Raw genomic sequence first — 12638 nt, 5'->3', positions numbered from 1 at the left:
CTTTTAGAAGTGGTTTCGAGACACTTATAAGGTCAAGGGGCGGAGGGAAACGGTGAGACTCCTATGGGACGTGTGGGACAGGTGAGACCCCGGAAGGCGTAGCCTGAGGAGGCTCACCGCCCGCCCCGTGGAAAGCGAACCGTTTCCCGGAGCCCCTAGAATCACAAACATCTCGAAACTGAGTCTTCAACTAAAGGGAGCTTTAGTTGAAGAATGAAGCGAAGTTTACTTTTTTGAAACCTTTTTGTTACATAACCGTAATTATAGTATCCAGAAAAGGTAAAGGGGAAGTCGATATGAGTCTTAAACAAATTTATAAATGGACGGGCCTGGTGGTAGTGGCTGTGTTGTTGATTATTGCGCTTATCACGACATGGTACACCGTGGATGAATCGGAGCAGGCGGTGGTCCTTACGTTCGGAAAGGCTGAAGATGGCATAACAGAACCGGGGTTGCACTTCAAAATGCCGTGGCCGATTCAAGAAGTAGAAAAAATGTCGAAAGAAACCTTCAGTTTGGATTTTGGTTTCGATGACAGCGGAGAAGAAACGGATAAGGTAACGATGATTACAGGGGATGATATGATTTTACAGGCCGATCTCGTGGTTCAGTGGAAAATCACGGACCCAGCAGCCTACTTGTTTGCCTCTGAGAATCCTGAACAAGTGTTGTTCAATGCCACATCTTCTTCACTTAGAGGTGTCATAGGAAGTAGTGAGATTGATGAGGCTCTAACTTCCGGTAAAGCAGAAATCGAAAATGAGGTACGGGAAGGTCTGGTCAGTCTGGTTGAAGGCTATGAAATTGGTGTTTCTATTATAGATGTGCGCCTTCAGGAGGTCGATCTTCCGAATAAGGATGTGCGATCTGCGTTTACAAAGGTGACAGATGCCAGAGAACAAAAGCAAAGTAAAGTGAATGAAGCTGAAAAATATGCTAACCAGAAACGCGAGGAAGCCCTCGGGGAAAAGGATGCGATCATACAACGATCAGAAGGTGCGAAAGTAGAGAGAATCCAACAGGCTACCGGAGCTGTTGCGAGTTTCAATGCATTGCTTGAAGAATACCAGGGCAACGAAGCGATTACGCGTGAGCGTCTGGTCATGGAGACACTTGAGGAAGTGCTTCCAGAGGCTAATGTGTACATTATGAATGATGATGGAAACACGATGAAATACCTGCCTTTAAACCAAGGAACGGTTCAAAATGTAGTACCTGGTTCGACGGAGGACGAGGAGAGTGAAGAATCATGAGTGAAGAAATATTCAAAGAAAATGAAAAACAAAAGAAAGACCTTAAAAAGTATGTAAAAGCCGGGATCACATTACTTGTCATTATCGGAATCCTTCTTGTAGGTATAAATTCAATCGTCATTGCTAAAGAAGGCGAATATAAGGTGGTTCGTCAATTTGGCGATGTTGTTAAAATTCACGAAAAACCCGGACTTAAATTCAAAATTCCATTAGTACAAGAAGTTACCACCCTCTCTAAAAAGAAAATGGTCTACGATGTAGATGAAAAAGAGATCACCACATTAGATAAAAAGCGGATGATTATCGATAATTATGCGATATGGAGCATCACTGACCCAGAAAACATGATAGCTAACGCCCGTACTGAAATGAATGCAGAAGCGCGAATGGGGGAGTTTATTTTCTCCATTGTGCGTTCGGAGTTAGGAAAGATGAATTTCTCTGAGATCATTAATGAAGAAGAGAGCTCCAGAGGAGTATTGAATGAAGAAATCACGGCCAAAGTTAACGAATATCTGCAAAGAGATAATTACGGTATCGTTGTAGATGACGTGCGGATTAAGCGTTCTGATCTGCCGGAAGCGAATGAAGAAGCAGTCTTTAATCAAATGATTACCGACCGCGAAAAAATTGCTCAACAGTACTTGTCAGAAGGGGAAGCGGATAAGAGTAGAATTCGGGCGGAGGTGGATCGGGAAGTGCAGGAAATGCTGTCCACAGCTCGAGCAAATGCTGAAAAAATCCGAGCAGAAGGTGAACAGGAAGCTGCCCAGATTTATAACAATGCGTTTGATCAAGATCCAGAATTCTATCAACTTTATCGCACCTTAGAATCCTATAAAAAGACAATCGATGGGGAGACAACTATTATCCTCCCGCAGGATTCCCCTTATGCTGAATTGCTTTTAGGGTATTTTGAATAACAGAAAAGGCGCGCCTTTTTCCTCTCTACTGTAAACATGGTAGAATGGTGAAAAAGGCGTTTTTTATTGAGCATTGGGACCTCAGATTCCATGGAAGAAGCATACATTGATTCATTAAATGAACGAAGACTAAGTGAAAGAAACAGATGAAGATCTCCTTTGAGTATCTTCTAAAATGAGGAGTGAGCCAATGGCAGAGAAAGTTGTATTAATTGATGGAAACAGTATTGCATACCGGGCATTTTTTGCACTGCCCCTGTTGAATAATGATAAAGGGGTTTACACGAACGCCGTTTATGGTTTTACCACCATGTTGTTAAAAATTCTTGAAGAGGATCAACCGGATCATCTGCTTGTTGCATTTGATGCTGGTAAAACAACATTCCGCCATAAAACATACAAGGATTATAAGGGTGGTCGGCAGAAAACTCCTTCTGAACTATCCGAACAATTTCCTGTCCTCAAGGAGCTACTGGATGCGTTTGAAGTCAATTATTATCAGCTTGAGAATTATGAAGCGGACGATATCATCGGTACCCTTGCTACGCAAGCGGGAGATAAGGGCTTGGAAGTGAAAGTGATTTCCGGAGACAAGGACCTTCTCCAACTAGTGAATGAGCAGATCACTGTGAGCCTCACTAAGAAAGGGATTACCAATGTTGATACATACACCCCCTCTTTCCTTATGGAAAAGATGGAAGTCCGTCCCGATCAGATCATTGATTTGAAAGCGCTCATGGGAGATAGTTCCGATAATATCCCTGGTGTACCTGGTGTCGGGGAGAAAACAGCGGTAAAACTCTTGAAACAGTTTGATACGCTTGAAAACCTCTATGAGCATTTAAATGATGTGAGCGGTAAGAAATTGAAAGAAAAGCTGGAGACGAATAAAGAAGAAGCATTCATGAGTCAACAGCTTGTTACTATCGAGCGCGCAGCACCGATTGAAATAAGCATTTCTGATATCGGCTATGCCGGTTACCAATCCCAAAAAGTGAGTGAGTTTTTTAAAGATCTCGGCTTCCAATCGTTGCTCTCCCGTGTTCAGGAAGGCTGTGCAGCATCTGAGGAAGCTCAAGAACTCCCTGAAATTGATATAGAAGTTGTGGAGGATATTCAATCAGACCTTTTCACTGGAAGAGAGTCGGTCGTTGTTGAAATGCTTTATGATAATTATCATACGGCTCCGGTCGAAGGGATTGCTATTGTAAACGATCAAAGGAAGTTCGTGCTCTCTATGGAGGATGCTAAAAAATCGGACGCTTTCCAAACATGGGCGGAGAGTGCAGAAAATGAAAAATGGGTGTTCGATGCCAAAAGGACGTGTGTCGCTCTTTTACGTCATGGCATTGAAATGAAAGGAATCACGTTTGATCTATTACTGGCTTCTTATTTAATCAACCCCGCTGAAAATAATCATGATATTCCTGCGATTGGCCACCGATTGGGTGAAACAGCCGTCAAATATGATGAAGAAGTGTATGGAAAAGGCGCAAAAATGAAACGCCCAGATGATGATGATGTGTTCTATGAGCACATTGGCAGAAAAGCAGATCTTCTTTATCACTTGAAAGATGACATGGAAATGAAATTGAAAGAAAACGAACAATATCACTTGTTCAGGGAACTCGAAATGCCTTTAGCGCTTATTCTTGGGCGGATGGAGCACCGCGGAGTTAGTGTGGACGTCCAGAGGTTAGAGAATATGGGAGAAGAACTGGAAGAACGGTTGAATAAGGTCGAGCAGGAAATCTACGACCTTGCAGGAGAAAGTTTTAACTTGAATTCTCCTAAGCAGCTAGGTCCGATATTATTTGAAAAACTAGAGCTTCCGGTGATCAAAAAGACCAAGACGGGTTATTCCACTTCTGCAGACGTTTTAGAGCAGTTGGAGGATCAACACGAGATTATTCCTAAAATTCTTCTTAACCGTCAGCTCAGGAAGCTGAAGTCGACTTATATTGAAGGCCTTCTTAAGGTGGTTCATGAAGATACAGGAAAGATTCATACACGCTTTAATCAAGCCCTAACACAAACCGGTCGGTTAAGTTCCACAGATCCTAACTTGCAAAATATCCCGATTCGTCTTGAAGAAGGACGTAAGATAAGGCAGGCTTTTATCCCCTCCCAAAAAGAGTGGGTCATGTTTGCCAGTGACTATTCTCAAATTGAACTTCGTGTCCTTGCACATATTGCTCAGGATGAAAAGCTGATGCAGGCATTTAAAGAAGGGGAAGATATCCATACTCAGACAGCAAGTGAAGTTTTTGGTGTATCAAGCAGCGAAGTAACGAGTGAAATGAGAAGACAGGCGAAGGCAGTAAACTTCGGGATCGTTTACGGAATCAGTGATTATGGCCTGTCCCAGAGCCTTGGCATTACGAGAAAAGAAGCACAAGCTTTCATTGATAAATATTTTGAAAGCTATCCTGGAGTCAAGTCTTATATGGACGACACTGTGAGGGAAGCCAAAGAGACAGGGTATGTCTCAACCTTCATGAACCGCAGACGATATCTCCCTGATATCACTAGCCGGAATTTTAATAAGCGAAGCTTTGCCGAGCGAACGGCGATGAATACACCAATTCAAGGAAGCGCCGCAGATATTATCAAAAAAGCTATGATCGACCTCGAAGAAAGACTACAGGAAGAGAAAATGCAGGCCAAGGTTCTGCTGCAAGTGCATGATGAATTAATCATAGAAGCACCAAAAGAAGAAGTGGAGCAATTAGAAGAGATTGTATCATCTGTCATGGAAAGTACCGTGGATTTAGATGTCCCATTAAAGGTCGATTCTTCCTATGGGGACACATGGTATGATGCAAAGTAAGAGGAGAATGCAACGATGCCAGAGTTACCGGAAGTAGAAACAGTCAGAAAAACATTGAGTCACCTCGCCTTAGGAAAAGAGATTGAAAAGGTCTCCATCTTTTGGGGGAACATCATTAAACAACCTCAAGACCCTAAGGAGTTTGAACAGCTACTGGTAGGTCAGACCATTCAGGACATTGATCGGAAAGGGAAGTTTCTGATCTTTCATATGGATGACATTGCCCTTGTTTCACACTTGCGAATGGAAGGGAAATTCGGTGTGTACGAAGGGACGCTCGAAAGGCCGAAGCACACACATGTGATTTTTCATTTTACGGATGGAACAGAACTGCGCTATAACGATGTACGTAAATTCGGCACCATGCATGCTTTTCCTAAAGGCATGGAGCTTGAAAATAAACCGCTTATTCAATTAGGACCTGATCCATTCAATGAAGCATTCACCACGGATTATTTCTATGAGAGGCTTAAAAAGACGACTAGAAATATGAAAGCGGTCCTGCTTGACCAATCAATTGTAGCTGGCTTAGGAAATATCTATGTAGACGAAGCCCTCTACAGGGCAGGAATTCACCCTGAAAGAATTGCAAATACACTGACGAACGCGGAAGTTGAAAAGGTTCGTGAAGCCAGTATTTCTGTCATCCTCGAAGCGATTGAACAGGGAGGAACGACGATTCGCTCTTACTTGAACAGTCAGGGAGAGATTGGAATGTTTCAACAGAAGCTTCGTGTGTACGGGAAGCAGGATACGGAATGTATTCAATGTGGTACTCCGATTACAAAGTTGAAAGTGAGCGGCAGGGGAACTCATATTTGTCCTCATTGTCAGCCTTTACACACTACTAGGTAAACCCCCATATACTATCCCACAGCTTAAGTTATGAAGGTGTGGGATAGATGGGAATTGGCATGTTTATTTTTTTGTTCGTTACGGCAGTCAGCATCGATAGTTTTGGAATCGGCTGCGTTTTAGGTTTGAAAAAGGTCGGCCTTACTTTAAGGGGCGTTTTTCTAATTTCGGGTGTCTCTGGAATTGTATTTCTGTTGTCTTCCTATTTTGGACATTTACTGGCAGCAGTAGTGGCTGTAGAAGACGCCGAACGTGTAGGAGCACTTGCGTTAATCGCCATTGGTATCTATTTTTTATGGCAGTTTTTTAGGAAAGAGAAGGATCATGAAGAAAAGAAAGAGCCATGGCTTAATCCAGCGAAAGTATTGAACGATCCTTTAGCTGCAGATGTTGACCACTCAGGTGGCATCCGCGGAAAAGAAGTATGGCTGCTTGGAGCAGCACTATCTCTTGATACTATAGGAGCCGGAATCAGTGGAGCCCTTATTGGAATTCCTGTTTTATTTACAGCAGTTATGATAACCTTAGCCACTTTTTGCATGCTCGGGTGCGGGATTTTAAGCGGATCAAAGCTAAGTGATAAAGCAGAAAGTTTATCCATTCTACCTGGAGTGTTACTTATTATCATTGGACTGATCAAGTTGTCATAAGGAGGTGTCGGGATGACTGTAGTCATCGGATTAACAGGAAGTATTGCAAGTGGAAAAAGTACCGTAGCGAAGATGTTTAAGGATATGGATATTCCTGTTATTGATGCAGATCAAATTTCAAGGGATGTCGTCGAACCTGGAGAACCTGCCTATCAGGAAATTGTAGCCACTTTTGGAGAACAGGTGCTTTCAGAAGAGGGCGGACTGGATCGGAAAAAGCTCGGTAAGATCATTTTTGCCGACGAGACAAAGCGTAAGCAATTGAACGGCATTGTCCACCCTAAAGTAAGGGAGGAGATGATCAGACGGCGCGAACAGTATAAAAATCAACAATATCGAGCGGTCGTCCTTGATATTCCGTTACTGTTTGAAAGCAACTTAACCGATTATGTAGAAAAGATTCTCGTCGTGTACGTGGATGAAGAGACACAACGAGAGCGTTTGATGGAAAGAGACCAGGCAGGGAGGGAAGATGCTGAAGAGCGGATCCGTGCGCAGATCCCTGTGAAAAAGAAAGCAGAAATGGCGGATGCGGTCATTGATAATACCGGCACAGTTGAAGGAAGTTTACAACAATTAAAAGACATACTTCACGGTTGGGACATCGTATAATATAACACGTCTAAGCAGGCGTGTTATTTTTTGTAGAAAGTTTTCGTTCTTTATGTAAAAGCGCTTGCAATATGTTATACTAATCTAGGAATTACAGAGTAAAAGTATATCATATATAGGGGGCTGGAACAGCATGGGGAAAACAAAGATTGCTATTAATGGTTTGGGAAGAATTGGTCGCATGGTTTTTAGAAAGGCTGTGGCGGATGAATCTATGGAATTGGTTGCCGTTAATGCAAGTTATCCAGCTGAAACAATTGCTCACATGATTAAATACGATAGTGTGCATGGTCGTTTTCAAGGAGAGGTCAATGTCGTTGACGGAGACTTAGTCGTCAATCGGAAAAAAGTGAAGCTGTGTTCAACAAGGAACCCATTGGAACTGCCATGGGATGAACTGGATATTGATATTGTTATTGAGGCAACAGGTAAGTTTAAAACGAAAGAAGAAGCAGGTCTTCACTTGGATTCTGGAGCAAAAAAAGTCATCATTACAGCACCAGGAAAACAAGTGGATGCAACGATTGTAATGGGTGTGAATGAAGAGACTTATATGCCGGGCAGTCACGATGTCATTTCAAATGCTTCCTGCACAACCAACTGTCTTGCCCCTGTAGTAAAAGTGTTGGAGGATGAATTTGGCATTGAAAATGGTTTGATGACAACGGTGCATGCATTCACTAATGACCAGAAGAATTTAGATAATCCACATAAAGATTTACGGAGGGCCCGAGGATGTACGCAGTCGATCATCCCAACATCCACAGGCGCAGCAAAAGCTTTAGGAGAAGTAATCCCTTCCCTTCAAGGAAAGTTAAATGGTATGGCTTTGCGTGTACCGACTCCAAATGTATCTCTTGTTGATCTAGTCGTCGATTTAAAAAGGGAAGTTACAGCAGACGAAGTGAATGAAACCTTTGAAAGAATGGCTAAGGGGGAAATGAAAGGCATCTTGGAATACAGTGAAGAGCCACTGGTTTCCGTTGATTATACGACTTCTTCATCTTCGGCAATTATCGATGGGTTATCCACACAAGTCATCGATGACCGTAAAGTTAAAGTACTAGCCTGGTATGATAATGAGTGGGGATATTCCTGCCGTGTGGTGGATCTTGCTAAGTTTGTGGGCAATATGATGAAACAAGAAAAGGAAGCCCGAGTTTCATAATTAACCCGAATCTTTTTGAATCTAAGTCCCCCTGGAAGCAGCAAGAAGAATTGTACAATAGCCAGTAAAATATTTCTTGCAAATTAAGGGTAAACCATATATACTTTCTCTTGAACTTCTGAATTTCATATAAATTCATGTCTACTCAAAGGGTTAGGACCTCTCAGGACTAACTTTCCCCCGTGGTAGTTCATGGCGGTTATTTCAGAGGTATTGAAGTGAATGTACAAAGGGGGATCCTTGATATGGATACAATGGGAAGACACGTAATTGCTGAACTATGGAATTGTAATGAAGAAAAATTGAACGATATGTCGTATATAGAACAAGTTTTTGTAGATGCAGCCCTTAAAGCTGGAGCAGAAGTGCGTGAGGTTGCTTTTCACAAATTCGCGCCTCATGGAGTTAGCGGAGTGGTTATCATTTCCGAATCACACTTGACGATTCATAGCTTTCCAGAGCATGGGTATGCAAGTATTGATGTTTATACTTGCGGAGATCGTATTGATCCTAATGTCGCTGCTCAGTACATCGTCGATGCACTGGAAGCAGGTAAAAATGAAACAGTAGAAGTACCAAGAGGAATGGGACCTGTAGAAGTACAGCAGTCTCGCGCGCTATAATAGAAAAGGAAGCCACGCAGGATCAACCTGCGTGGCTTCCTTTTCTATTTATAGAGCGATATAAATGAGGATGGTGGTTGGAAAATCCTTTTTTAAAAGGGCTCTCAGAAAGAGTGCATCTAGTACCGTCATGAGCTCTCTTGAATTTATCAACGAACCTTAGGTTTCAATAATCGTTTCTTATTTTCATAAGTCATGTTAAAATAAAGGGAGATTATGTCGAATGGAATTGAAGGGGTTAGGTAAGTGAAAGCATTTATTTCCAGGTATTTCAGCAACCATTCCGAAACGAGTGAAGAGCATAAGGATTCTGCGCTTGTCACACACTATTATAAAGCTAAGCATGATGATCTTTTCCGTGCTGTTGAAGGATTGTTTTCAGCACCTTCAGAAATTGTAGCAAGTTCTAAAGAACGTGGCGAATTGACCGTCAAATATAAAGGGAATAGACGCGCGTTTATAGTGGCGACGGTCATCATGGTCCGCCCTTTTCGAACAGCCGTTGACTTTTCTGTCACTACGGACTCAGGAGGTCCCGTTGATTTTGGTCACAGCCGGAATCTAATCGTTCAGCTTTATAAAAAATTGGACAGTCAGTTCACAGCGGTGGATCCTTCCTGAGTACTGCCGAAAAGATGATGATGTGGAGTTGATCTTACGTGAAGTGCCCGAATTGCCACTATAAAAGTACAAAAGTCCTTGATTCCAGGCCCATCGAAGAAGGACAGGCGATCAGACGACGCAGAGAGTGTGAACAATGCCAATTCAGGTTCACAACTTTTGAACGGATTGAAGAAGTTCCTCTGATTGTCGTGAAAAAAGAAGGCACAAGAGAAGAGTTCAGTCGTGAAAAACTGATGCGTGGACTGATTCGAGCTTGTGAAAAGAGACCTGTGGCCGCAGAGGAACTGGAACGAGTGACTATGGATATCGAAAAGGAATTAAGGAACCGTGGCGTTTCTGAAGTCATGAGTGAGGATATCGGTGAAATGGTGATGGAGCGTCTGTCTGGCATTGATGAAGTTGCTTATGTTCGTTTTGCTTCCGTATATCGACAGTTCAAGGACATCAATGTTTTCATCGACGAATTAAAAGAATTAATTAAACATGAAGACAATGAATGAGCCTGTTCCGGCTCATTTTCTTTTTCTAGGACCCTACATTTTGAAGGCCTTTTGGTTTCAGTTTTGAAATGAATGGTCTTTTTCTGATTGAAATAGAATGAATAAGCTTTAATGATTGAAGGAGGTGGAGGCGGTGAGTTACTCTATTGGCAAACTTCTCCCAGTGGACGGTTTTAAAATCATACGAAATGGAGAGCTGCCTCGAAGTTTTCATCGTTCCTTGTCACATTTATACCAGCCGATTGTTGGGAGGTTGGCGGTTTCTCTTTATCATGTTCTTATATCGGAATCGGATATGATTGAAGGGGAACAGGTACAGTCTCACCATACATTGATGTCTTACCTTTCTGCTCCCTTGGATAAAATATATGAGGCGAGGGGGAAATTGGAGGCCATCGGATTACTACGGACGTTCCGTTCGATTGATGAAGATCAGCAAGCTGTATACCTTTACTCTGTGCACCCTCCTTTTTCTCCGGAAGAGTTCTTCCTTGATGATATGCTTTCCTTGCTTCTTCATCATGAGTTGGGAAAGGAAAAGTATGAGCGCTTAAAAAGCCGGTTATTGAATACTGGGCAAACACTTGAGGGATTTACTGAAGTAACTGCGACTTTTGATGAAGTATTCCATAATAAAATGATCGAAACGGTCCAAAGAGAAACGGAAACCATTTCAAAGCAGCAAAAGCATCAGCAGGAAACCAGAGGGCCGGTAGCATCGATGGACCGAGTGGACTTTCATTGGTTGAACCATGCATTGAAGAAGCGAATGTATCCATCGGAACAAATATTAACGGGGCGAAACAAGAAGTTGATTGTCCAATTGGCTACGTTATATGACCTTTCCAACACAGAGCTTGAAAAAGCCGTCACCTGGGCCATTGATGAAAATCATTATTTAGTAGAAGAAGAGTTGAAGGCAGCTTGTCATGATTTTATGAAAGAGCAAAAAAATGACAAACAAACAGATTCGGCTCTAGATCGCAGAGAGAAAATGAAAGTAGAAAACACAACAACTCAGGGGTCAAAAGAGGATCAATTCATACAGATGCTTGAAGAAATATCCCCAAGGGAATTACTTGAAGACGTCTCCAATGGTAATCGTGCGTCTGAACAAGACCTGAAAATGATTCGTGACGTGATGACAGAACAAGGAATTGAGCCAGGGGTCATGAATGTACTCGTTCATTATGTCTTGTTAAAAACCGATATGAAATTGTCAAAGGCTTACCTTGAGAAAATTGCCAGTCACTGGGCGAGAAAAAATGTAACGACTGTAAGACAAGCGATGAACCTTGCCAAAGCTGAACATCAGAAATACCAGCAATGGGGAAAGCAGAAGTCTCAGAAGCGTAAAAACCAAAAAGAAGAAGTGATCCCAGCCTGGTTCAAACAAGAAGAAGGAAAGCCGCATGAGAAGAAAGAAGCCGTACAAGTCAATACGGATGACATAGCAGCAAGGATTAAGAAATTGACGAGCAAAGGCAACTAAAAGGGGGGATAGACCAATGGAACCTATTCAACAATCATTAAAAAAGTGGATGCGTAACAATGAACAGTTTCAAAAGCGAATGAACCACATGAAGGCGGAAGTTATGGAATCCACGGAAGTGAAGAAATTGATGCAGGAGCATGAGGAATTAACAGAGGAAGCGATTGAGAAACAGTTGATTAAACTCTATGAATACCGCACTCAATCAAAAAACTGTGAGAAATGTCCGACACGTGAAGAGTGTATCAACATCCTTCCTGGTTATGTCCCACGAGTAGAAGTAGAAGGTTCTGATGTAAAGTTGATTTATGATAAATGTCGCCGTCAACGGAAACATGAACAGCAGGAGGAGCAGAAGTCCCTAGTAAGAAGTCTCCACATGCCGCGGGAAATTCTTGAGGCATCTCTAGAACGGATGGATCTTCAAGATCCTGATCGCGGAGCTGCTGTAGAACGAACCGTGCAATATATTGAAGGTCTGGGTGACGAACTGCCAAGTAAAGGGCTTTACTTTCATGGACCTTTTGGTGTGGGGAAAACTTATTTCCTTGGGGCTATCGCCAACGAACTGAGCTTAAAAAATATCCCTTCCATGGTTATTTACATGCCGGAATTTGTGAGGGAGATTAAAGCTTCAATTAAGGATGACTCCATGAATGAAAAGATTGAAGCTTTTAAAGAAATTCCTGTACTGATGCTTGATGATATTGGGGCGGAATCTCAATCCGCGTGGTTTAGAGATGAAGTACTCGGCAGTATTCTTCACTATCGTATGATGGAAAGACTTCCGGTTTTCTTTACCTCTAATTACAACTTGAACGAGTTAGAGAAAGTGTTGATGACGAGTAACCGGGGAGATGTAGAACAAGTAAAAGCAAAAAGAATTACAGAGCGGATCCGTCAACTGAGTGAAGGGGTCCACGTCAATGGACGGAACAGACGAGGATAACGATTACAAAACGGAAGACAATAGCATGATTCCCTCTCCTCTCACATAAATATAACAGGGAATAGCCAACTTTATGTCATATGTGCGCCATCTTTTAATGGCGGATCCTCAGGGAGCTGTCCTGGGGTCTTCCATAGAACATAGAAGTTGAATGAAGTC

At 42.4% G+C, this 12638-nt stretch carries 12 protein-coding genes; all 12 read left to right on the top strand.

Going from position 1 to position 12638, the window contains the following annotated elements; translation table 11 throughout:
- The first annotated feature begins 296 nt into the window (after nt 1-296).
- Entirely contained in the window at nt 297-1253 is a 957-nt protein-coding gene (gene hflK, locus GLW00_RS15640; RefSeq protein ID WP_160915594.1) for an FtsH protease activity modulator HflK, read from the top strand.
- Nucleotides 1250-2176, top strand: coding sequence for a protease modulator HflC (gene hflC, locus GLW00_RS15635; RefSeq protein ID WP_160915593.1), 927 nt, complete (start codon nt 1250-1252; stop codon nt 2174-2176). The genes hflK and hflC overlap by 4 nt, the downstream gene beginning before the upstream one ends.
- Nucleotides 2177-2366: 190 nt before the next feature.
- A complete protein-coding gene (gene polA / locus GLW00_RS15630) occupies nt 2367-5006 on the top strand; it encodes a DNA polymerase I (protein ID WP_160915591.1) in 2640 nt (879 codons plus the stop codon).
- A 15-nt stretch (nt 5007-5021) separates the two neighbouring features.
- Complete coding sequence (mutM, locus tag GLW00_RS15625) at nt 5022-5861, top strand: DNA-formamidopyrimidine glycosylase (protein WP_160915589.1); 840 nt, start codon at nt 5022-5024, stop codon at nt 5859-5861.
- A 47-nt stretch (nt 5862-5908) separates the two neighbouring features.
- Nucleotides 5909-6511, top strand: coding sequence for a manganese efflux pump (locus GLW00_RS15620; RefSeq protein ID WP_160915587.1), 603 nt, complete (start codon nt 5909-5911; stop codon nt 6509-6511).
- Nucleotides 6512-6523: 12 nt separating this feature from the next.
- A complete protein-coding gene (gene coaE / locus GLW00_RS15615) occupies nt 6524-7123 on the top strand; it encodes a dephospho-CoA kinase (protein WP_160915585.1) in 600 nt (199 codons plus the stop codon).
- Between the two features lie 133 nt (nt 7124-7256).
- The gene (locus tag GLW00_RS15610) at nt 7257-8291 is read left to right on the top strand and encodes a glyceraldehyde-3-phosphate dehydrogenase (RefSeq protein ID WP_160915583.1); all 1035 of its coding nucleotides are present in this window, start codon (nt 7257-7259) and stop codon (nt 8289-8291) included.
- A gap of 245 nt (nt 8292-8536) precedes the next feature.
- Nucleotides 8537-8914: an adenosylmethionine decarboxylase gene (speD, locus tag GLW00_RS15605; RefSeq protein ID WP_115824217.1), complete on the top strand. Its 378-nt coding sequence runs from the start codon at nt 8537-8539 to the stop codon at nt 8912-8914.
- A gap of 246 nt (nt 8915-9160) precedes the next feature.
- Nucleotides 9161-9535: a cytosolic protein gene (locus GLW00_RS15600; RefSeq protein ID WP_160915581.1), complete on the top strand. Its 375-nt coding sequence runs from the start codon at nt 9161-9163 to the stop codon at nt 9533-9535.
- 38 nt (nt 9536-9573) lie between these two features.
- Complete coding sequence (nrdR, locus tag GLW00_RS15595) at nt 9574-10038, top strand: transcriptional regulator NrdR (RefSeq protein ID WP_160915579.1); 465 nt, start codon at nt 9574-9576, stop codon at nt 10036-10038.
- Between the two features lie 133 nt (nt 10039-10171).
- Nucleotides 10172-11530 (top strand): replication initiation and membrane attachment family protein, encoded by a 1359-nt coding sequence (locus GLW00_RS15590; RefSeq protein WP_160915577.1) that lies wholly within the window; start codon nt 10172-10174, stop codon nt 11528-11530.
- Between the two features lie 16 nt (nt 11531-11546).
- Entirely contained in the window at nt 11547-12479 is a 933-nt protein-coding gene (gene dnaI, locus GLW00_RS15585; protein WP_160915575.1) for a primosomal protein DnaI, read from the top strand.
- The last annotated feature ends 159 nt before the right edge of the window (nt 12480-12638 follow it).

This window comes from Halobacillus litoralis (genome assembly GCF_009856445.1).
Lineage (GTDB): Bacteria > Bacillota > Bacilli > Bacillales > Halobacillaceae > Halobacillus > Halobacillus litoralis.
Note: the sequence above shows the minus strand (reverse complement) of the source record. Positions and strands in the feature narration are given on the sequence as shown.